A 20,905-nucleotide genomic window follows, 5' to 3' on the forward strand; every position below is an offset into this window, starting at 1 on the left:
CACGGCCATGACTGTCCGCATCCGCGCGCACCATCTCCTTTGCATGCTTACCTATGCCGGCAAGGGCTATAGCGCGGCGTTTACGGCCAATTACAACCGGATCGTCGAAAGGCTCGGCAAGGGCGAGGACATGCTCCTCGTCGCCGGGCCTGACGACATCTGCCAGCCGCTGCTGGGCGACAAGGACGCGCATTGCCGGCGCGACAGCGTGATCGAGCGCGATGGACGCGCAGCAGCAGCGGTCGAAGCGCTTACCGGCAATACGGTTCGCCCTGGAGAGGTCTTTACCCTCGACGCCGACCGGCTGTCGCAGATGCGCAGCGCCTTTCGGGCCGGAACGGTGCGGCAGGCCTGCGGCGGCTGCGAATGGTTCGACCTGTGCACGGGAATAGCCGGCAAAGGCTACGCGAACACACGCCTTGCGCTCGATCCAGGCGCGCACCACTCTTGACGCCTCCGTCAAATGCCACTATGGAACGCCAACTTTTCCATGCGGCCGCTTGATAAGACTGCGCCCATCCGCTTTTTGGTGCGTCGCGATCATATGGCCCGTTCTAGAATCGAAGGTAAGTAAAATGTCCCGCGCATGTGAACTGACCGGCAAGGCCGTTATGTCCGGCAACAATGTGAGCCACGCCAACAACAAGACCCGGCGCAAGTTCCTGCCGAATCTCGTCAAGGTGACGCTGATCTCGGAAGCCCTGAGCCAGAACGTGCGTCTGCGCATTTCGGCCAACGCGCTTCGTTCGGTCGAACATCGCGGCGGCCTCGACGCTTTCCTTGCCAAGGCTGACGTTGCCGAGCTGTCGCAGCGCGCTCGTCTCCTGAAGAAGCAGATCGCCAAGAAGACGGCTGAAGTAGCCGCCTGAATCCGGAATTAAGGCGGGGGACAACCGCCTTCCCGAGAGCATGGCCTGCCATGCTCTACTGGTTCCATAACCCAGGCTAAAAAAATGAATTTTTCATACCGTTTCCTGCCCTTCGTGGCCGCCATGGCGCTTGTCGTCGTGGCATCGAACATCCTCGTGCAGTTCCCCATGCAGGGACAGCTCGGATCGTTGGCGCTCGCCGACATCCTGACATGGGGCGCGTTCACCTATCCCTTCGCCTTCCTCGTCACCGACCTGGCAAACCGCCGCTACGGCCCGAAAATGGCCCGCCGCGTGGTCTTCGTCGGCTTCATGATCGCCGTCGTTTGCTCGATCGTCGTGCCGCCGCTGCTGTTCCAATATGGCCTGATCGAGTTCGAGACTGCCGCCGACCGGCTGGTGCGAATCGCCATGGCTTCGGGTGCCGCCTTCCTTTGCGCGCAGTTGCTCGACGTGACCGTGTTCAACTGGCTGCGCCGCCAGAGCTGGTGGCGCGCGCCGATCCTCGGCACACTGGTCGGCTCTGTAGTGGATACGCTGATCTTCTTCTCCGTCGCCTTCTCGGCTGCCTTCGCCTTCGCCGGCCCGAGCGACGCGTTTGCGCTTGAGCCCGCCCCGCTTCTCGGCGTGCTGCCGGTCGAGACCGCGCGCTGGATTTCCTGGGCGCTGGGCGACCTGACCGTCAAGCTCCTCATCGCCGTCTTCGCGCTGATCCCCTACCGGCTGATCGCCATGCGCTGGAGCCAGCAGGCCGTGGCGGCGTAGTTGATTCCCTGGGTCCATCTCGATTCGGCAGCAACCCCGGGCGGCGGCGAGCTTCGCCTTAAAAGGCGCGGCGCCGAATTCTCGATCATGCTCGGCACCAACGAACTGATGAACAGCCGCCTCAGCGGCTCCGAGGAAGCGCTGGCAAAACTATCCTGCCAGAAGATCGGCACCCGCAAATCCCCGCATATCCTGATCGGTGGCCTGGGCATGGGCTTTACGCTGCGCGCAGCACTCACTGAGCTCGGCAGCGCCGCGCAGGTAACCGTCGCAGAGCTTGTGCCGTCCGTCGTGACATGGGCACGCGGTCCGATGGCCGAGGTGTTCGGTGATTGCCTCGACGATCCGCGCGTGACGATCCGGGAAACCGACGTCGGCCACCTTATAAGGGACGCCAAGGCCGCCTACGACGCCATTCTGCTCGATGTGGACAACGGCCCTGAAGGCCTGACACGGCAGGCCAACGATGCCCTCTACGACCTCTCCGGCCTGCAGAAGGCGCGCACGGCCCTGCGGCACGGCGGTGTGCTCGCCGTGTGGTCGTCGGGACCGGACAGGGCTTTCACGAAACGGCTCAAGCAGGCCGGTTTCCTGGCCGAGGAAGTGAACGTACGCGCCACCGGCAAGCGCGGTGCTCGCCATGTCATCTGGCTCGCCGTCAGGCCGAGCTAATCTCTCTAGCGATCGATCCGCGTCGACAGAATGATCGACGACAACGTGCGCTCGACGCCGTCGAGTGCGCCGATATGGTCGATGAGCAGGTCAAGATCGCGCACCGACGGCGCTTCGACGACGATGATCATGTCGAAATTGCCGCTGACCGAATGCAGCGTGCGCACCTCCGAAATGCGGCGAAGTTCGGCCCCGACAGCCGCCGATAGTTTGGGCGGAACGGTCACCAGAATATGCGCGCGTACGAGGTTCTTCTCGTAGTCCGCCGCCAACCTGACACCATAACCCTCGATGATGCCCTGCTTCTCCAGCCGCTCGATGCGGCTTTGCACCGTCGTGCGCGAGACGCCGAGCTTTCGCGCCAGCTCGGCGGTCGAGGCGCGGGCATTCTCGCGCAGCAGCGCAATCAGGGCACGGTCGGCATCCGTCGTCATTATGATATATTCCTTCGGCGAATTGAGAATTTCTATCGCCGTTTCGTCTAAAATGAAACTGCCTTTCGACAGAGGGTGACGATACGATTCTGCCATTGAAAGCATTTCGAGGGGCAACACCATGAAAGAGATCGTAGTCGTCGGCGCTGGCAAGATCGGCGCGACCATAGCAAGCATGCTGGCGGAAACCGGCGACTATGCCGTTACCGTCGTAGACCGCGCGCAGGCGCAGCTCGATGCGATGGACCTCGGCCATGGCATTTCCGCACGACAGATCGACATCGGCCAGGATGGTGCGCTGGAGGCTGTGCTCGCCGGAAAATTCGCCGTGCTGAGCGCCGCTCCCTTCCACCTCACCACCAAGATTGCCGAGGCAGCCGCCAAGACCGGCGTGCACTATCTCGACCTTACCGAGGATGTCGCCAGCACGCGCCGCGTGAAGGAATTGGCCGCGACGGCCACCAGCGCCTTCATCCCGCAATGCGGGCTGGCGCCGGGCTTCATCTCCATCGTCGCCAACGATCTGGCGCAGCGCTTCGACACGCTGGAAAGCGTGCGCATGCGCGTCGGCGCGCTGCCGCAATACCCGTCCAACGCGCTGAACTACAACCTGACCTGGAGCACCGACGGCGTCATCAACGAATATTGCGAGCCATGCGAGGCGATCGTCGAGGGCGAACTGGTCGACGTGCCGCCGCTGGAAGAGCGCGAGGAGTTTTCGCTGGACGGCATCACCTACGAGGCCTTCAACACCTCCGGCGGGCTCGGCACGCTGTGCGAGACCTATGCCGGCAAGGTGCGCACGCTGAACTACCGCACCATCCGCTATCCCGGCCACGCCGCGATCATGAAGGCGCTGCTCAACGATCTCGGCCTGCGCCACCGCCGCGAGGTGCTGAAGGACATTCTGGAGAACGCCTTGCCGGCGACGATGCAGGACGTGGTGGTGATCTTCGTCACCGTCAGCGGCCGCAAGCATGGCCGCCTGCTGCAGGAAAGCTACGCCAACAAGATCTACAGCCGCGGCGCCGGCGATGCGGCGCGCAGCGCCATCCAGATCACCACAGCCTCCGGCATCTGCGCCGTGCTCGACATGCTGGCTTCCGGCACGCTGCCGACCAAGGGTTTCATCCGGCAGGAGGACATCGCGCTGGACGCGTTTCTCGCCAATCGCTTCGGGCATAATTACGCGCAGGCTGGCGCGGCGCATCTGGCGGCTTGAGACTTTCTCCTTCTCCCCTTGTGGGAGAAGGTGCCTGAGCTGAAGGCGAAGGCGGATGAGGGGTGTTGGACGGATTGCAGACGCTGGAGTTTTTTCCAACACCCCTCATCCGTCTTGGCGCTGCGCGCCAATCCACCTTCTCCCACAAGGGGAGAAGGAAGAGCGCAGCCGCTTCAATCTTCCCTTAGAATAAATTCCAGATAGAGATTGCGCTGCAGGATCGAGTGGTTGTCGTCGGAAAACATTGACACCATCACCGCGCCATCGGCGCGCCGCCAGACATCCATCGCTTCCATATTGTCGATCTGGTAGCTCATGTCGGTTTCGAGAAGGATCGGGCCGTCGACGACATTGCCCTTGGCGATCGTTGCCGCGTCGATGCGCCTCAGACGCATCCGCACCCCGCGCGCCATGGAATAGCTGCGCTCCAGCATAAGCAGGTCGCCATCGGGCAGGAACGACCCGTCGGTGATGTCGAAATCACCGCTGCGCTGGACGGTGAAGACGCCCTTGCGCGGACCCGAGAGCACCGCGGCGAAGATGTTGCCCTGTTTGTCCAGGCTCTTTTCCGAGACCACGACCAGCGCGCCCTTGAGCGGGCTGTCCTCCGGCGCATAGGCGACCGTCTCGAAGCCACGATTCTGCCGCAGCTCCTGCGCCGGCACGAGGAAATCGAGCTGGCCGAACGCCGCACGCATATCGTCAGGGTTTATGTGGAACTGGGCAATGCGGTGGTTGCGCTCAAAACCGACGGTGGCGACATCGTCCTTGACGGCGAGGCCCTCGGCATCGACCTGCCATTTTTCATTGGCCGGATTTCCGGCCTCATCGACCATCTGCACCATGCGGAAATCGGAAATGCCGGTGGGGCGCTGGTCGGCATCGCGTGTCACCGTGCCGAAGAACCAGAAGCCGGTGTCGGCCACGCCGATGAAATCGCTGCCCGGTTTGCGAAAGCGCATGGACGACAGCGCGCCGAAATTGCGCGACCGCGAGGTCATCTCCAGCCCGCCGACAAATTCCAGCGGGCCGAACTGCTTTTCGTCACGACCGATGTGGAATCGGGTGATGGGGCGGGATTTGACTTCGACCTGCTCGACGGGAGCGGGTTCGGCTTGGGAGGTGAATGACGCGGCTAAGAGAAGGCTGAGAGCCAGCGTCGCTACATAAGAAAGCGATCGAGCAACCAACCTCATCCCGCCCGCCGGCGGCCGCCGCTGCGGCGGGTGTCGCGGACGGTCTCCTCGCCGAACAGCGAGGCAAGCTGCTCGGTCATGGCGCCGGCAAGTTCCTCGGCATCGACGATGGTGACGGCGCGGCGATAATAGCGCGTGACGTCGTGGCCGATGCCGATGGCCAGAAGCTCGACCGGAGAACGCGTTTCGATCAGGTCGATGACGGCGCGCAAGTGCCGCTCGAGATAATTGCCCGGATTGACCGACAGCGTCGAATCGTCGACCGGCGCGCCGTCCGAGATCATCATCAGGATCTTGCGCTGCTCGGGCCGGGCGATCAGCCGCTGATGCGCCCACAAAAGCGCCTCGCCGTCGATGTTTTCCTTGAGCAGGCCTTCGCGCATCATCAGGCCGAGATTGCGCCGCGCGCGACGCCACGGCATGTCGGCGCTCTTGTAGATGATGTGGCGCAGGTCGTTGAGGCGGCCGGGATTGGCCGGCTTGCCGTCCTTCAGCCACTTCTCGCGCGCCTGCCCGCCCTTCCAGGCGCGGGTGGTGAAGCCGAGGATCTCGACCGAAACGCCGCAGCGCTCCAGCGTGCGCGCCAGAATGTCGGCGCAAGTGGCCGCAACCGTGATCGGACGGCCGCGCATCGAGCCGGAATTGTCGAGCACCAGCGTTACCACCGTGTCGCGGAACTTCGTGTCGCGCTCCTGCTTGAAGGACAGCGGCTGCATCGGGTCGATGACCACGCGCACGAGGCGGGCCGGATCGAGATAGCCCTCTTCCAGGTCGAAATCCCACGAACGGTTCTGCTGCGCCATCAGGCGGCGCTGCAAGCGGTTGGCGAGACGCCCGACGACGCCCTGCAGGTTGGCGAGCTGCTTGTCGAGGAAGGCGCGGAGCCGGTCGAGCTCCTCTTCCTCGCACAGTTCTTCGGCCCCCACCGTCTCGTCAAAGGTGGTGGTGAAAACCTTGTAGTCGATATCGCGCGGCAGATTTGCGAAAGGATCGTCCTTGCGGCGCGCCTCGCCCGGCGTCTCGGCGTCGGCATCGTCGTCATCGGCCATGTCGTCGGAGGTGGCGTCAGACGCCTCCATCTCGCCGGACTGGTCTTCCTCGGCAGAAGCTTCCGAGTCCTCCGGCTGCGAGTCATCGGCGCCGGTGTCGTCCTCGCCGCCTTCCTCGCTCTTTTCGCCGCCCTGCGGCTGGTCTTCGTCGTTATTCTCGGTGTCCTCGCTCTGCTCCTCATCGCCGAGTTCCTCGGCCATGTTCATCGAAGCGAGCATGTCGCGCACGACGCGGGCGAAGGCCTGCTGGTCGTCGAGTTTACCGGCCAGACCCTCAAGATTAGGACCGGCCTTTTGCTCGACCCAGTTGCGCCACAGCGAAACGAGCTTCTCGCCGCTCTTCGGCGCGGGCCGTCCGGTCAGCTTCTCGCGCACCATCAGCGCCAGAGCTTCCTCCAGAGGGGCGTCGGCCTGGTCGCGCACGTCGGCGAGATTGGCCTTGGCGTATTTGTCTTCGAGCATCGAGCCGATATTGTCGGCGACGCCGGCCATGGCGCGGGAGCCGATCGCCTCGACGCGGGCCTGCTCCACGGCGTCATAGACGGCGCGGGCCTGCTTGCCTTCCGGCGCGAGCTTGGTGTGGATGCGCGTATCATGGCAGGCGCGCTTGAGCGCCATGGAATCGCCGAGACCGCGCGTGACCGCGATGTCGGTCTTCGAAGCCTTCTTCGGCAGTTCCGGCAGGCGCGCCCGGTTGCCGGCAAGCGCCGGCTTGTCCTTGGCGAAGGCGACTTCCATCTCGTTGTCGCCGGAAATAGCCCGCATGCAGACGGTCACGGCACGCTTGAAAGCGTCCGCCTCACCGCCCGTCCTGGGCTTTCCGCGTGTGTTGTCGCCGGGTCCAGCCATTGTCAGTTCTTCATCTGCGCCAGCTTGTTGATCTCAACCTGCTTCACCGGCTTGCCTGTTGCTTGAAAATCCGCCTTGCTTACAGGAATTAGGCCGATCATTTGAGCATCCTCGCGCTCCACCCGATAAAAGCCGTTGACGTAGAATTTGTGCGAGGAAATGTTAAACCCCGCAGGGAAGCCCAATGCCCGCCGAACCTTGCCCTGTATGGAAACAATCCCAAGAGTCCCATGTGTCGCCATCGCGAAGAAGTATTCGCTCTCCTGTTCGCGGCACGAAATCTTTAACTCCACAACTTGATTATTCGAGCGTGCCGCTAAGTCCCATAGCGCATCAAAATTCGTGGGCACAACTTCGCCGACTACCCGATATGTTACGCTATCGTCGGCGTGTGCTGTTCTGATGGCCAACGGCGAGATAGCGGTAATAGTAAGGAACGCTCGCCGATCCATCAGCCCTGTCAACCCAGCACGACGTTGGCCGAGGATTCCGGCAGCTCTTCGCCAAAGGCGCGCTGATAGAATTCGGCAACGATTGAGCGTTCCAGCTCATCGCACTTGTTGAGGAAGGTCAGGCGGAACGCCAGGCCGACATTGTTGAAGATCTCGGCATTTTCCGACCAGGTGATGACCGTACGCGGGCTCATGACGGTCGAGAGATCGCCATTGATGAAGGCCGAACGAGTCATGTCGGCAACGCGCACCATCTTGTTGACGATGTCGCGGCCCTTGTCGTTGCGGTAGTGCTTGGACTTGGCCAGCACGATCGCGACTTCATTGTCATGCGGCAGATAGTTCAGCGTGGTGACGATCGACCAGCGGTCCATCTGCGCCTGGTTGATCTGCTGGGTGCCGTGATAGAGGCCGGTCGTATCGCCGAGGCCGACCGTGTTGGCGGTGGCGAACAGGCGGAAGGCTGGATGCGGGCGGATGACGCGGCTCTGGTCGAGAAGCGTCAGGCGACCCGACGATTCCAGCACGCGCTGGATCACGAACATCACGTCCGGGCGGCCGGCATCATATTCGTCGAAGCAGAGCGCGACATTGTGCTGATAGGCCCAGGGCAGGATGCCATCGCGGAACTCGGTGACCTGCATGCCTTCCTTGACGACGATCGCGTCCTTGCCGACGAGATCGATACGGCTGACATGGCTGTCGAGATTGACGCGAACGCAGGGCCAGTTGAGGCGGGCGGCGACCTGCTCGATATGGGTCGACTTGCCGGTGCCGTGATAGCCCGACACCATGACGCGGCGGTTGTAGGCAAAACCGGCCAGGATCGCCATCGTCGTCTGCTGGTCGAACAGATAGTCGGGATCGATGTCCGGCACATGTTCGGAGGCAGCGGAATAGGCCGGCACGACCATCTTGGAATCGAAGCCGAATTTCTCTTTCACCGACGCCGTCGTGTCGGGCAGGTTTGCGATATCGCGATCGACCTTGTTCATCATATCTCCACGCGCGAAGCCTCGTGCTTCGCCGGCAATCCAATTTTGTTCGGGAGCGGTCTTAGAGCTTTTTCCGGCTGGGCGAAAGCCATTCCGGAAAGGCCTAAGACCTGATGCTCAACACAAGCCTGCCTGCTTGAGCACGCGATAGGCCTGCAGCACATCGCGGAACCGGTCTTCCGAACCCCTGTCTCCACCATTCGCATCGGGATGGTGGCGTTTCACAAGCTCCTTATAGCGCGCCTTGATGTCGGCGCCAGTCGCCTTTGTGGTAAGGCCAAGCGTTTCCAGCGCCTTGGCCTCAAGCGGCTTGGCCTTGCGCTCGCGCGGTGCCGCCTTCTCGCCGAACATGCCGAAGGGATCGCGCACATTCTTGTAATAGCCCGCGCGGCCCGAACGTTGCTGGGCAAAATCGGGCGAGGACGTGCGCGCTGCGCCATTGGTGCCCATGGTCCAGGTCGGGCGATGGCCGGTCATCGCTTCCTTCTGGAAGCGCGCGACTTCGCTGTCCGGCACGCCGGAGAAATAATTGAAGCCCTTGTTGTACTCGCGCACATGATCGAAGCAGAAGCGGAAATACTCGCCTTCCTTCAGGCGGCCGACCGGCGCCCGGTGCGTGCCCGCTTCCTTGCACCCATCCCACTGGCAGATCGGCGCGCGCGCTTTCACCTCGGCCTGCGGGTCGGGGCGCACGCGAATCTTGTCGAAATATTTTGGATAGGGTTTCATCTATTCCCATTTAGGGGATGTTGGGGTCGCAGAACAAGAATTGACATTTCGGCAATCATCGCCCTAACCCGCTGAATCGCGGATTAAACTGCAAAATTGGCGCTTTGTGATTAACAACGTCTATGTGGGTGAAGGAGACGGCAATGTCCATACAGGTAACGATGGAATCCAAGCTGAAACAGGCATACTCGCCGGAGCGGCTTGTCGTCCTCAACGAAAGCCATCTCCATGCCGGCCACCATCACGAGGATTCGGGCCATCATGTGACCTATGACGGCACCGGCGAAACGCATTTTCGCGTGCGCATCGTCTCCGATGTTTTTTCCGGCATGAGCCGCATCGACCGCCACCGCTCGGTCAACGCGCTTCTGGCCGACGAATTGAATGGCGGCGTGCACGCGCTGGCGATCGAACCGGCTGCACCTGGTGAAGCGACGCGCTGGTAGCCCGTCGAACTACCAGATCGTCGCGACGTGCGGATACTGCGTGATCTTGGCATCGGCAGTGACGAGAAGCACGTGCGTGTCGATGACATCACTTGAGGACTTCCCACTCGTCCTCATCGACAGCAGGATCGAATGGGCCCTCGTAACGAAGCACCGATCCCTTCAGGGCTTCCAGGGGATTGCGTTGCAGAGAAGTGAGCCGGCGAATCTCCAAAGTCGGCTTGCCGTGATCGGTTATGATCACAGGCTCGCCGCTACCCTCGACCTGGCGAAAATACTCAAGCGCCTTCGCCTTGAATTTCGATTTCGAGACATGCTCCGGCATGGTCCGGCTCCTATCCAACCGAAAGATAGGTCGCAAAATTACCATGGGCAATGACCATGGTAATAATCGGAATCTCAGGCTTGGCGCGGCGCCGTCTCCGTCACATCGAGCGCCGGCCTGATCCTGATTCGCGTGATGCGGTTCTTGTCGCGCTTCATGACGATGAAGCGCTTGCCGTGGAACGTAAAAGCCTGCTTCTCTTCCGGGATCGACTGGGTCTCGTGGATGACGAGGCCGGCGATGGTGACTGCCTCGTCGTCGGGCAGTTCCCAGTCGAGCGCGCGGTTGAGGTCGCGGATCGGGACGGAGCCGTCGACCACGATCGAGCCGTCCGATTCCTGGCGCACGCCCTGCACGTCGACATCGTGCTCGTCGGCGATCTCGCCGACGATCTCCTCGATGATGTCCTCCAGCGTAACCAGCCCTTCCAGCTCGCCATATTCGTCGACGACGAGGGCAAAATGGGCCTTGCGGCGCAGGAACGCGTTGAGCTGCTCCTGAAGAGTCGTCGTGTCCGGTACGAACCAGGGCTTCGAGGCGATCTTCATCACGTCGATCTGCGAAAAATCGTTGCCGACATCGTTGAGCGAGCGCAGCAGGTCCTTGGCGTGCAGCACGCCGACGATGTTGTCGGTGGAGCCGCGCCACAGCGGCATGCGCGTATGCGGGCTTTGCAGGATTTCGCGCACCACAGCCTCGGAAGCGTTGTCGGCATTGACCGAACGCATGTTCAGCCGATGGACCATGACGTCGGAAACTTCGAGCTCGTGCAGGTCGAGCAGCGCGCCCATGCGGTCGCGGTCCTGCTTGACGACGCCTCCCTCGCGGTGGAGATCGGCGACAGTGCCGCGCAGCTCGTCATGAGCCGATTGCTGCGGCTCGATCTCCTGCAGTTCGAGACCGAAAGCTGCGAGCAGGCGGTGCCGGAATATCAGCGCAAGCGCGATCAGCGCCAGAAGGACGCAGATGACGGCGACTAGCGCTTCAACTTTCATCCCGGGTGATTCTCCCGCAGGAAGGCCAAGACTTCGGATGACGGAACGTCCCTGGCAATGAAGGACTGGCCGATGCCGTGGGTCAGGATGAAGGTCAGCGCACCGCGCGACACTTTCTTGTCCTGAGCGATATAGCCAAGCAGACGCTCGGCATCCGGCAGGGTGCCCGGAATATCGGCCATGCGCCACGGCAGGCCGACTCCGCGCAGATGCGTCTCGACGCGGGCTGCATCGTCGGGGCTGGCAAGGTTCATGCGCGCCGAAAAGCGATAGGCCAGCGCCATGCCGATGGCGACGCCCTCGCCGTGGACGAGCCGCGCACTTTCATAGCCGGTCGCCGCCTCCAGCGCGTGGCCGAATGTGTGGCCGAGATTGAGCAGCGCGCGGTCGCCGGTCTCGAATTCGTCGCGGGCGACGACATCGGCCTTGGCGCGGCAGGACTGCGCAATCGCTTCAGTGCGAGCCGGGCCGCCAGAAAACACCTCGCGCCAGTTCTCTTCCAGCCAGGCGAAGAAGTCGGGTCGGTCGATCAGGCCATATTTGGCGACCTCGGCATAGCCGGCGCGGAATTCGCGGACAGGCAGCGTGTCGAGCACATCGGTATCGGCCAGCACGACGCGTGGCTGGTGAAAGACGCCGATGAGGTTTTTGCCATGGGCGCTGTTGATGCCGGTCTTGCCGCCGACGGACGAATCGACCTGCGCCAGCAGCGAGGTCGGCAATTGCACGAAATTCATGCCGCGCCGCACGATGCCGGCGGCAAAGCCGGTGAGATCGCCGATGACGCCGCCGCCGAGCGCGAGAACCGCATCGCCGCGCTCCAGACGAGCGGCAAGCACGCCGTCGACCACATCCTGCAGATGGGCAAAGCTCTTCGTCTTCTCGCCGGCCGGCAGCGTGATCGCCGTCGAGGCAATGCCAGCGCTTTCGAGGCTGGCGGTGAGCGCATCGAGATGGGCGGCGGCGACATTCTCGTCGGTGACGATTGCTGCACGGATGCCCGGCAGGCGTGCAGCGATTTCAGCACCGGCCCGCGCGATCAGGCCGGAGCCGATCAAAATGTCATAGGCACGCTCGCCGAGCCCGACTGTAACCTTGACCGTGCCGTTCGTCCCGCCGTCATTCATTGTGCATTCTCCGTGGCGGCATGGCCCTGCCCGCAAAGATAGGTCACGAGTTCCTCGATGACCTCGGCAGCGATGATTTCCTTGCGCTCGTCGCGGGTGGGCACGGTGACGTCGGCCTTGGCGTAGACGGGATAGCGCTCGGCCATCAGCCGCTCCATGACCGCGCGCGGATCGGGGTTTTGCAGCAGCGGCCGCGTCGGCTTCTTGCCGACCCTCTCCATCAGCGTGTCGATATCGGCCTTCAGCCACACCGAGACTGCGTGCTCGGCGATGATTCCTTGCGTCTGCGCATTCATGAAGGCGCCGCCGCCGGTGGACAGCACCTGCGGGCCGCTTTCCAGAACGCGGTGGATGACGCGCTGCTCCAGCGCGCGGAATTCCGGCTCGCCATAGCGTTCGAACAGCTCGGGGATCGTCATGCGCGAGACGCTTTCGATCTCGTGGTCGCTGTCGGTGAAGGGCAGATGCAGAACGCTCGCCACCCGCCGGCCGATCGCCGTCTTGCCGGCGCCCATCAGCCCGACGAACACGATAGAGCGCGAACCGAGCTGCTTCAGCAGTTCGGCCTGTCTTGGAACCGTGTTTTCGGGCACCTCGCTCATCATGCGGCGTTTCGACATCAAAACCCTTTGCGCGTCAAGGGTTAGGACCCGCCCTTGAAATGACATGAAGGGCGTCCCATAACGGCACGGCACAGGGAGGGCACGACCAAACAATGCCGACCTTATTCCGGTTTCTGGTGACGCTGGGCATTCTGGCGGGCATTGCCTACGGCGCAATGTTCGCGCTGGTCACCTATGTCGAGCCGAAGAAGGGCGAGATCACCATTCGCATTCCCGCCGACAAGATCAATCAGAAGAAATAGCAGCCATGCGAAGCGGGGCGCGGATAGAGGCTTTTCTCGAGATGATGAGCGCCGAGCGGGGTGCCGCCGACAACACGCTCGCCTCTTATCGCCGCGACCTCGAAGATGCCGCCGAAAACATCGGCGACCTGGTAGGTGCTGCGACCGAAAGCATCCGCTCCTATCTCGGCGACATCGCCGGGCGCGGTTTTGCCGCGACCTCGCAGGCCCGCAAACTTTCGGTGCTGCGGCAATTCTACAAATTTCTCTACGCCGAGGGGCTGCGCACGGACGACCCGACCGGCACGCTCGACAGCCCGAAGAAGGACCGGCCGCTGCCCAAGATCATGAGCGAGGCCGAGACCGGCCGCCTGCTCGACCGCGCCGCGACTGAAGCCAATGACGCATCGACCGGCTACAGCGCCCATATCGCGGCAAGGCGCATGCATGCGCTGGTCGAGGTGCTTTACGCGACGGGCCTGCGCGTTTCCGAGCTGGTCAGCCTGCCACTAACGGTGGCGCTGCGCGACGAGCGCTTCTTCATCGTGCGCGGCAAGGGCGACAAGGATCGCATGGTGCCGCTCTCGGCCAAGGCGCGCGAAGCGATGCGCAGCTGGCTCACGGAACGTGAGAAAGTGCCGGCCTTTGCCGAGAGCCCATTCCTGTTTCCCGCAGCCTCCGAAAGCGGCCATCTGCCGCGGCAGGTGTTTGCGCGCGACCTGAAGGGGCTCGCCGCTAGAACCGGAATAACAGCCGCGAAAATCTCGCCGCATGTGCTGCGTCACGCCTTCGCCAGCCATCTCCTGCAGAATGGCGCGGACCTCCGCGCCGTGCAGCAACTGCTCGGCCACGCCGACATATCGACGACACAAATCTACACCCATGTGCTCGAGGAACGGTTGATGCGACTGGTCAATGACCATCATCCGCTTGCCGACAAGACAAGCTGACGCTATGTGGAGGCGAGTTTCGCGGCGCCGAACCTGTCTTTTGAAGGTTCTGGCTGTGTTTTAATTCAGGCGTATTGGTCCGCTCACGCATGTACAACTACCTCGATTTCGAAAAACCGGTGCAGGATCTCGATGGCAAGATCATCGAGCTGAAGAAGCTTGCGGAAAGCGGCGAGGCTGTCGATGTCGCCGACGAGATCGCCCGGCTGGAGAAGCGCTCCAAGGATGCACTGCGCGACGCCTACAAGGCGCTGACGCCGTGGCAGAAGGTGCAGGTGGCCCGCCATCCCGACCGGCCGCACTGCCTCGACTATGTCGATGCGCTGTTCACCGATTTCACGACGCTGGCCGGCGACCGCGCCTTTGGCGAGGACGAGGCCATCATCGGCGGCTTCGCCCGCTTCCGCGGCCAGCCCGTTGCTGTCATCGGCCAGGAAAAGGGCTCAGACACCAAGAGCCGGATCAAGCATAATTTCGGCTCGGCGAAGCCCGAAGGCTACCGCAAGGCGGTGCGCATCATGGAGCTTGCCGACCGCTTCTCAATTCCGGTCGTGACGCTGGTCGACACCGCCGGTGCCTTTCCCGGCGTCGAGGCGGAAGAGCGAGGACAGGCCGAAGCCATCGCCCGCTCGACCTCGGCCTGCCTCGGCCTGAAGGTTCCGTCGATTTCGGTGGTCATCGGTGAAGGCGGCTCGGGCGGCGCGATTGCCATTGCCACGGCCAACCGCGTCTTCATGCTCGAACATGCCATCTATTCGGTAATCTCGCCGGAAGGTGCCGCTTCCATCCTGTGGCGCGATACCACGCGTTCCAAGGACGCCGCGACCAACATGAAGATCACCGCGCAGGACCTTCTCGACCTCAAGGTGATCGACGCGATCATTCCCGAACCGCTCGGCGGTGCGCACCGCGGCCCCGAAACGGTGATGAAAGCTGCTGGCGACCTTATCGCCAAGACGCTTGCCGATTTCGCCGCCAAGCCGACCGATTTCCGCGAACAGCGCCGCGAAAAATACCTCGCCATCGGCCGCAGCCTCTGATCGTTGGGGAATTACGGCGGGGTTCCAAATTTCTGCCACAAAATTGCCGCCACTTTTTCGTGTATCGCCTGTGGTGAGAGTGGGCTGTTAACCCTTGCGGTAATCAATTTTCAAGGTTAACGGGCATATTGTCCGGTTCCTGGAAATGACCGGACGACGGGAGACGCTCTTCTCGCCGCGACCGATGGAAACGAAGACGATTTTCATGCCGCTGATTGCCAATGTCGCACGTGCCGGATTGCTGATTGCCACGCTGATGGTGGTTGGCTGCAATGAGCAGACGACTTTCACCGATCTATCGCCCAAGGCCAACAAGCAGTTGTCGCCAAAAGTCGTTGCCGAGATGAAGGCCAAGGGCATGCAGCGCAATGCGCCGATCATGGCGCGCGTCTTCAAGGAAGAAGGCAAGGTCGAGATCTGGAAGCAGAAGACCAACGGCCGCTACGACGTCATCGCGACCTATGACATCTGCAAATGGTCGGGAAAGCTCGGGCCGAAATATATCGAAGGTGACCGCCAGGCGCCCGAGGGCTTCTATACGGTGCGCCCGGCGCAGATGAACCCGAATTCGCAGTACCACCTGGCCTTCAACATCGGCTACCCCAACGCCTATGACCGCGCCAACGGCCGCACCGGCACCAACCTGATGGTGCACGGCGCCTGCTCGTCATCCGGCTGCTATTCGATGACCGACGAGCAGATCGAGCAGATCTACGCCTTCGGCCGCGACGCCTTCAATGGCGGCCAGACCGAGTTCCAGATCCAGGCATTTCCCTTCCGCATGACCGCCGCCAACATGGCGCGCTACCGCAACGACCCGAACTACGCGTTCTGGAAGATGCTGAAGGAAGGCTACGACAACTTCGAAATCACGAAAGTGCCGCCGAAGGTCGATGTCTGCGAAAAGCGCTACGTCTTCAACCAGGTGCCCGAAGGGGGTGCTGCCTTCTCGCCGACCAGCGCCTGCCCGGCCTCGACCCAGCCCGATTCGCTGAAAATGGCCTATCAGTCCTACCAGTCGAGCTACGACGCGGCGTTCTCAAGCGCCATTGGCAAGAGCGAGAAGATCGCGCCGAAGCCGGCGATTGCCGGCATCCAGGAAGCCAAGCTGGTTCAGGAATGGACCCACAAGCGGGCGCGCGGCGAGCGCGTGCCGATCGAGCCGCCGTCGCTGCAGGCTGACGGCTCGGTCGTCGAGACCGCCCGCATGGGCCGCATCGATTCGCCTGCCGGTAAACGCATGGCCGCATTGGAGGCCGCCGAGGCCGAAAAGAAGAAGATAGCCGAAGAAAAACAGCGCGCGGCCGACGAAAAGAAAGCCGCGATAGCGCTGGCCAAGGCACAGAAGGCAGCACCCGCTCCCGCCACTTTGCAGCCTGCTACCGCCGACGCCGGCCAGATCAGCATCGTGCCGCCGGAAGCTGCGACCACCGCTGCAGGTGCACCCGTCGAGCAGCCCGGCATTCTCGGCAATGTGCGCAAGCGCCTCGCCGGCATCACCAACATTTTCGGCAGCTGAGACACAATGTCGGCTGAAGCGGGCGTCTACGACCTCAAGGGACTGAACTGCCCCCTGCCCGTTCTGAAAGCCCGCAAGCGGCTGTCCGAAATGGTTCCGGGCAGCCTGCTATGGCTCGAGACGACGGACCCGCTAGCCGTCATCGACATTCCCGCTTTTTGTGCGGACAATGGCCATCGGCTTGTGGAGACCCAGGCGGCAGGTGGCGGGCATCGGTTTCTGGTGGAGCGCGGGGCGTAGGCGCTTCTAGCGCGCAAGACGACTGCTTTAGATTCCTGTTGAAAGTTGGCGCTGCCCCTCATCCCCCTGCCGGGACCTTCTCCCCGTATAGTGACGGGGAGAAGGGGAAGCGGCAATGTTGCGGCCAGCCTCCTTCTCCCCGTTTACGGGGAGAAGGTGCCGGCAGGCGGATGAGGGGCGGCGCAGACCCTGAAAACTATCGCATCCCGGCAATCGCCAGCGGATTGTCCTCAAGCGCAGCACGATCCGGCGTATCGATTGCCGGCTTGTTCGTGAACGCAGCAAACAGGCGCCGCACATAGTCTTCCGGCATATCGAGCGTGATCAGCACCAGCCGAGTGCCGCGAACGGCGTCCGGCCAGAACGGCAGCCGCGCCGGCGGATGCAGGATTTTCTGCACGCCATGGACGACCAGCGGCCGACCGGGGTCCTCGGCAATCTCGATGATGCCCTTCAGACGCAGCAGCTTCTCGCCATGCGTGGAGCGCAGCAGGTCAAGAAACATCTCGATGGTAGAAAACGGCACCGGCCCGTCATGAACCAGCGTGAAGGCGCGGACGCGATCGTCATGACGATGCTCATGCTCGTGATGATGATCGTGATCGCCGTGGTGATGGTGATGTTCGGCATGCGCCGCTTCCTCGCCAAGCCACCGGCGGACATCGGCGGTCTTCGTCGTGGGATCGTAGAGCCCGCATTCGAATAGCGCCGCAACGCCCGTCGTTTCGTCGGTCACATCGAGCAGCGGTGCCGACGGGTTGATCTGGCGCAGCCGGGCGTGAAGTGCTGCAAGCGCCTCCTGATCATCCCCAAGATCGGCCTTGGTGATGACGATTCGGTCGGCCACCGCCACCTGCTTGACCGCCTCGACATGGGCGTCGAGCGTCGCATCGCCGTTCACCGCATCGACCAGCGTGATGACGCCATCGAGCCGGAACGCCTGCACCAGCGCCGGGTGCCCCATGATAGACTGCAGCACCGGGGCCGGGTCTGCAAGGCCGGTGGTTTCGACGATAACGCGCTTCAGCTTCGCGATCTTGCCGGTCTGGAGCCGGTCGACGAGGTCGGCCAGCGTATCGACCAGTTCGCCGCGAACCGTGCAGCACAGGCAGCCGTCAGAAAGCTGGATAATGCCGTCCGACGCCTGCTCGACCAGCAGGTGGTCGATGGCGACATCGCCGAACTCGTTGATGATGACCGCCGTGTCGGCAAGGCTGGCGTCTTTCAAGAGCCGGTTGAGCAGCGTCGTCTTGCCCGCACCGAGAAAGCCGGTCAGCACCGAGACGGGAATGGGGTAAAGCTCGCTCATGTCCAGCGCCCGGGCTTACTGGGTATCGCCCTGGGCCGACAGCGCGCCGACGGGTGCCGGCCGGTCGGGACGCCAGGTCGGGATCGGCACGTCGGCATAGCTCTTGGCTTCCACCGCCGCGAAAGCCTTCGGCACCGGGCCGGTGGCGCCGCCGAGACCGACGACGACGAGGCGCGGCTCATGATCCAGCTTTTCGAGATAAGGCGACTTCGGACCCGTGGCAGCCTGTTCGCCGGCATCCTCGGACGGCGCGGCAGCGGTTGCAGCGGGGCGCTTGGGACAAATCTGATCGCGGATATCGAGCGGCGCGGCGGTCGGGTTGCCATAGACAGGCAGCGTCGCCACGGTGGCACCGCCGGCGTCAGGCGATGCAAAGCCCTGGTTGAGCAGGTTGGCGGCCGTTTCGGCACGGCTGACCGCCGTTTTTTCGCCCAACACGACGGCGACCAGCGTGTGACCGTTGCGCGTTGCCGAACCGATCATGTTGAAGCCGGAGGCGCAAACGAAACCGGTTTTCATGCCATCGGCCCCCGGATAGCGGCCAACCAGCAGATTGAAGCTCTTCAGCACCTTCTTGCCGGCGCTGAGGCCCTCGATGGCGAAATAGGGCGCATATTGTGGATATTCCGTGCGGATCGCCCGCACCAGGATCGCGAGATCGCGCGCGGTCGTATAGTTCAGCGGGTCATGCAAACCGTTGGGATTGGTGAAATGGCTGCCTGTCATGCCCAGGCGCGCGGCTTCCGTATTCATGCGATCGGCAAAGGCCGGGACGGAACCGCCGACATTTTCGCCCACCGAATAGGCGATATCGTTGGCCGACTTGATCAGCATCATCTTCAGCGCATTGTCGAGCGTCATCACCGAGCCAGGCTTGTAGCCCATCTTGCTCGGCGGCTCGGCGGCGGATTTCCTGGTCACCTTGATCGGCGATTGCAGCGTGAGTTCGCCCGCATCGATGGCGCGGAAGGTGACGTAGGCCGTCATCAGCTTGGTCAGCGAAGCGGGATGCCAACGCTGGAATGCGTCCTGATGCTCGAGCACCTTGCCGGTGTTCAGGTCGAAAAGGATCGACGGATTGGCCCATGCCGGCACTGCTGCGAGCGTACCAAGCGCCATCAGCCCAGCGAGGAGTCCTTTTGGAAAAAAGCTATGCCGCATGAGAAATCCCGAAATCGCCTCTTGCCGTGGTTGCCCCGTGGTCCGTAAGATTTCGGCCTGGGCCAATAATCGACAGCACGCATTGGCCATCATCGTCCCGCACCCACGTTCCCTGCGGTGCTATTTAGCTTATGTGACCTCATGATGGCAAAGCATCTGCGATCACGATTGTGGGTAATGGCGGGAAAACCATGAACAACGAAAGTCATTCATCATGCCGATCCTGAACCGAGCCGCCGAATTGCAGGACGAAGTCGCCGGCTGGCGGCGCACGCTGCATCAGAATCCCGAGCTGAACTACGACGTGTTCAAGACGGCTGAGTTCGTCACTGAAAAGCTGAAATCCTTCGGCTGCGACGAGGTCGTGCCCGGCATCGGCAGGACCGGCGTGGTCGGCATCATCCGCGGCAATCTCGGCGCGGGCTCAACCGTCGGTCTGCGCGCCGACATGGACGCGCTGCCGATCACCGAGACCACCGGCAAGCCCTATGCCTCGACCGTGCCCGGCAAGATGCACGCCTGCGGCCATGACGGCCACACCGCCATGCTTCTGGGTGCCGCCAAATATCTCACTGAGACGCGCAATTTTGCCGGTTCCGTCGCCGTCATCTTCCAGCCGGCGGAGGAAGGCGGCGCCGGTGGGCTGGCCATGGTCAATGACGGCATGATGGACCGTTTCGGCATCGAAAAGGTCTTCGGCATGCACAACATTCCCGGCCTGCCGGTCGGCCAGTTCGCCATCCGGCCCGGCCCGATCATGGCGGCGACCGCCGAATTCACCATCACCGTGAAGGGCAAGGGCGGCCATGCGGCCATGCCCCATCTCGCCATCGACCCGGTGGTCATCGGCAGCCAGATCGTCACCGCCTTCCAGACGATCGCCTCGCGCACGGTCAATCCGGTGGACTCGGTCGTTGTTACTGTGACGAAATTCCACGGCGGCGACGCCTACAACGTCATTCCCGAACAGGTCGAACTCGCAGGCACCGTCCGCACACTGAAGAAGGAAGTGGCAGCAATCGCCCGCGAGCGCATCGAAACCATCTGCGCCGGCATCGCCGCCGCCTATGGCGCGACGATCAACGTCCACTACGACGCCAACTACCCGGTGACCTTTAACCACGCCGACGAGACGGTGATTGCCGCCGACGTCGCGGCGGTGATTGCCGGCGACAACCAGGTCCATCGCGAAATCCAGCCGGTAATGGGCGGCGAGGACTTTTCCTACATGCTGGAAGCCCGTCCCGGCGCCTTCATCTTCATCGGCAATGGCGACACCGCCAATCTCCACCACCCTGCCTACGACTTCAACGACGAGGTCATCCCGCACGGCATGAGCTATTGGGTACGGCTGGCCGAAACCACGCTGGCGGCATGAACAACAAAGGGCAGCAAATTTTGCTGCCCAAAACCGTTGGCGAAACGCGCCGAAGCGGCTATGTGTCGTTTCGGTTGGTCCCGTAGCTCAGTAGGATAGAGCGGCAGATTCCTAATCTGTAGGTCACAGGTTCGATTCCTGTCGGGATCACCAAATAAATTCAAGAGCGCCAAGGTATTGTGTCCGTCTCTCGGCATCGGACAGGGAGACTGTGGCGCGGCGGGATCTTCCAGACAGATCTGCCTCAGGCAGCAAAAAATAATGGGGCTGTCCTAGGAGATTTGTTGTTTGATCCAAGTTTTAAGTGTCTTCAAGAGGCTTGCTGGTGGTCCGTAATTA

At 62.4% G+C, this 20,905-nt stretch carries 24 protein-coding genes and 1 tRNA gene; 13 read left to right on the forward strand and 12 right to left on the reverse strand.

Annotation, left to right across the window (positions count from 1 at the left end):
• Positions 1 to 7: 7 nt before the first annotated feature.
• The 4 genes from WBQ96_RS26910 to WBQ96_RS26925 all read left to right on the forward strand — a co-directional run bounded on the left by WBQ96_RS26910 (position 8) and on the right by WBQ96_RS26925 (position 2,306).
• Entirely contained in the window at positions 8 to 451 is a 444-nt protein-coding gene (locus tag WBQ96_RS26910; protein ID WP_336555813.1) for a DUF1284 domain-containing protein, read from the forward strand.
• 124 nt (positions 452 to 575) lie between these two features.
• Entirely contained in the window at positions 576 to 869 is a 294-nt protein-coding gene (gene rpmB, locus WBQ96_RS26915; RefSeq protein WP_091909895.1) for a 50S ribosomal protein L28, read from the forward strand.
• Positions 870 to 953: 84 nt separating this feature from the next.
• Entirely contained in the window at positions 954 to 1,634 is a 681-nt protein-coding gene (locus tag WBQ96_RS26920; RefSeq protein ID WP_336555809.1) for a queuosine precursor transporter, read from the forward strand.
• Positions 1,635 to 2,306 carry a hypothetical protein gene (locus WBQ96_RS26925; RefSeq protein WP_336555807.1) on the forward strand — a complete coding sequence of 224 codons (672 nt, stop codon included), beginning with the start codon at positions 1,635 to 1,637 and terminating at the stop codon, positions 2,304 to 2,306.
• A 5-nt stretch (positions 2,307 to 2,311) separates the two neighbouring features.
• On the opposite strand, the gene WBQ96_RS26930 is transcribed toward WBQ96_RS26925, so the two are convergent.
• Positions 2,312 to 2,740 carry an Lrp/AsnC family transcriptional regulator gene (locus tag WBQ96_RS26930; RefSeq protein ID WP_336555806.1) on the reverse strand — a complete coding sequence of 143 codons (429 nt, stop codon included), beginning with the start codon at positions 2,738 to 2,740 and terminating at the stop codon, positions 2,312 to 2,314.
• Between the two features lie 121 nt (positions 2,741 to 2,861).
• Here WBQ96_RS26930 and WBQ96_RS26935 point away from each other — a divergent pair, with 121 nt between their 5' ends.
• Entirely contained in the window at positions 2,862 to 3,962 is a 1,101-nt protein-coding gene (locus tag WBQ96_RS26935; RefSeq protein ID WP_336555804.1) for a saccharopine dehydrogenase family protein, read from the forward strand.
• A 173-nt stretch (positions 3,963 to 4,135) separates the two neighbouring features.
• Here WBQ96_RS26935 and WBQ96_RS26940 read toward each other — a convergent pair whose 3' ends face one another.
• The 5 genes from WBQ96_RS26940 to WBQ96_RS26960 all read right to left on the reverse strand — a co-directional run bounded on the left by WBQ96_RS26940 (position 4,136) and on the right by WBQ96_RS26960 (position 9,232).
• Entirely contained in the window at positions 4,136 to 5,158 is a 1,023-nt protein-coding gene (locus WBQ96_RS26940) for an esterase-like activity of phytase family protein (protein ID WP_336555803.1), read from the reverse strand.
• Entirely contained in the window at positions 5,155 to 7,056 is a 1,902-nt protein-coding gene (gene cobT / locus WBQ96_RS26945) for a cobaltochelatase subunit CobT (RefSeq protein ID WP_336555801.1), read from the reverse strand. Before cobT ends, WBQ96_RS26940 begins: the two co-directional genes overlap by 4 nt.
• A gap of 2 nt (positions 7,057 to 7,058) precedes the next feature.
• The gene (locus WBQ96_RS26950) at positions 7,059 to 7,508 is read right to left on the reverse strand and encodes a hypothetical protein (RefSeq protein WP_336555800.1); all 450 of its coding nucleotides are present in this window, start codon (positions 7,506 to 7,508) and stop codon (positions 7,059 to 7,061) included.
• Between the two features lie 8 nt (positions 7,509 to 7,516).
• Positions 7,517 to 8,503 (reverse strand): cobaltochelatase subunit CobS, encoded by a 987-nt coding sequence (gene cobS, locus WBQ96_RS26955; RefSeq protein ID WP_165118758.1) that lies wholly within the window; start codon positions 8,501 to 8,503, stop codon positions 7,517 to 7,519.
• A 117-nt stretch (positions 8,504 to 8,620) separates the two neighbouring features.
• A complete protein-coding gene (locus WBQ96_RS26960; RefSeq protein ID WP_336555797.1) occupies positions 8,621 to 9,232 on the reverse strand; it encodes a J domain-containing protein in 612 nt (203 codons plus the stop codon).
• 143 nt (positions 9,233 to 9,375) lie between these two features.
• Between WBQ96_RS26960 and WBQ96_RS26965 the strand changes: the two genes are divergently transcribed.
• Positions 9,376 to 9,678 carry a BolA family protein gene (locus WBQ96_RS26965; protein WP_336555795.1) on the forward strand — a complete coding sequence of 101 codons (303 nt, stop codon included), beginning with the start codon at positions 9,376 to 9,378 and terminating at the stop codon, positions 9,676 to 9,678.
• An 88-nt stretch (positions 9,679 to 9,766) separates the two neighbouring features.
• On the opposite strand, the gene WBQ96_RS26970 is transcribed toward WBQ96_RS26965, so the two are convergent.
• The 4 genes from WBQ96_RS26970 to WBQ96_RS26985 all read right to left on the reverse strand — a co-directional run bounded on the left by WBQ96_RS26970 (position 9,767) and on the right by WBQ96_RS26985 (position 12,745).
• Complete coding sequence (locus WBQ96_RS26970; protein ID WP_336555793.1) at positions 9,767 to 10,003, reverse strand: type II toxin-antitoxin system Phd/YefM family antitoxin; 237 nt, start codon at positions 10,001 to 10,003, stop codon at positions 9,767 to 9,769.
• A gap of 74 nt (positions 10,004 to 10,077) precedes the next feature.
• On the reverse strand, positions 10,078 to 10,998 hold the full coding sequence (locus WBQ96_RS26975) for an HlyC/CorC family transporter (RefSeq protein ID WP_336555792.1): 921 nt from the start codon (positions 10,996 to 10,998) through the stop codon (positions 10,078 to 10,080).
• The gene (aroB, locus tag WBQ96_RS26980) at positions 10,995 to 12,125 is read right to left on the reverse strand and encodes a 3-dehydroquinate synthase (protein ID WP_336555790.1); all 1,131 of its coding nucleotides are present in this window, start codon (positions 12,123 to 12,125) and stop codon (positions 10,995 to 10,997) included. The genes WBQ96_RS26975 and aroB overlap by 4 nt, the downstream gene beginning before the upstream one ends.
• Complete coding sequence (locus WBQ96_RS26985) at positions 12,122 to 12,745, reverse strand: shikimate kinase (protein ID WP_336555789.1); 624 nt, start codon at positions 12,743 to 12,745, stop codon at positions 12,122 to 12,124. Before WBQ96_RS26985 ends, aroB begins: the two co-directional genes overlap by 4 nt.
• 95 nt (positions 12,746 to 12,840) lie before the next feature.
• Here WBQ96_RS26985 and WBQ96_RS26990 point away from each other — a divergent pair, with 95 nt between their 5' ends.
• From WBQ96_RS26990 to WBQ96_RS27010, 5 genes are all read left to right on the forward strand, one after another.
• Complete coding sequence (locus tag WBQ96_RS26990) at positions 12,841 to 12,990, forward strand: histidine kinase (RefSeq protein WP_336555787.1); 150 nt, start codon at positions 12,841 to 12,843, stop codon at positions 12,988 to 12,990.
• A gap of 5 nt (positions 12,991 to 12,995) precedes the next feature.
• The gene (locus WBQ96_RS26995; protein WP_336555785.1) at positions 12,996 to 13,919 is read left to right on the forward strand and encodes a site-specific tyrosine recombinase XerD; all 924 of its coding nucleotides are present in this window, start codon (positions 12,996 to 12,998) and stop codon (positions 13,917 to 13,919) included.
• Between the two features lie 89 nt (positions 13,920 to 14,008).
• Positions 14,009 to 14,959 carry an acetyl-CoA carboxylase carboxyltransferase subunit alpha gene (locus tag WBQ96_RS27000; RefSeq protein WP_336555784.1) on the forward strand — a complete coding sequence of 317 codons (951 nt, stop codon included), beginning with the start codon at positions 14,009 to 14,011 and terminating at the stop codon, positions 14,957 to 14,959.
• A gap of 211 nt (positions 14,960 to 15,170) precedes the next feature.
• A complete protein-coding gene (locus WBQ96_RS27005; protein ID WP_336555879.1) occupies positions 15,171 to 16,478 on the forward strand; it encodes a murein L,D-transpeptidase family protein in 1,308 nt (435 codons plus the stop codon).
• A gap of 6 nt (positions 16,479 to 16,484) precedes the next feature.
• Positions 16,485 to 16,718: a sulfurtransferase TusA family protein gene (locus WBQ96_RS27010; protein ID WP_165118746.1), complete on the forward strand. Its 234-nt coding sequence runs from the start codon at positions 16,485 to 16,487 to the stop codon at positions 16,716 to 16,718.
• A gap of 196 nt (positions 16,719 to 16,914) precedes the next feature.
• On the opposite strand, the gene WBQ96_RS27015 is transcribed toward WBQ96_RS27010, so the two are convergent.
• A complete protein-coding gene (locus WBQ96_RS27015) occupies positions 16,915 to 18,027 on the reverse strand; it encodes a CobW family GTP-binding protein (protein WP_336555782.1) in 1,113 nt (370 codons plus the stop codon).
• Between the two features lie 15 nt (positions 18,028 to 18,042).
• On the reverse strand, positions 18,043 to 19,188 hold the full coding sequence (locus WBQ96_RS27020) for a D-alanyl-D-alanine carboxypeptidase family protein (protein WP_336555780.1): 1,146 nt from the start codon (positions 19,186 to 19,188) through the stop codon (positions 18,043 to 18,045).
• 214 nt (positions 19,189 to 19,402) lie between these two features.
• On the opposite strand from WBQ96_RS27020, the gene WBQ96_RS27025 reads away from it, so the two are divergent.
• Both WBQ96_RS27025 and WBQ96_RS27030 read left to right on the forward strand, forming a co-directional pair.
• On the forward strand, positions 19,403 to 20,566 hold the full coding sequence (locus WBQ96_RS27025) for a M20 aminoacylase family protein (protein WP_336555777.1): 1,164 nt from the start codon (positions 19,403 to 19,405) through the stop codon (positions 20,564 to 20,566).
• 76 nt (positions 20,567 to 20,642) lie between these two features.
• Positions 20,643 to 20,719 (forward strand) — tRNA-Arg (locus WBQ96_RS27030).
• Positions 20,720 to 20,905: the final 186 nt, after the last annotated feature.

It is taken from the genome of Mesorhizobium sp. CCNWLY176, assembly GCF_037153935.1.
In the GTDB taxonomy this organism is placed as follows: Bacteria; Pseudomonadota; Alphaproteobacteria; order Rhizobiales; family Rhizobiaceae; genus Mesorhizobium_M; species Mesorhizobium_M zhangyense.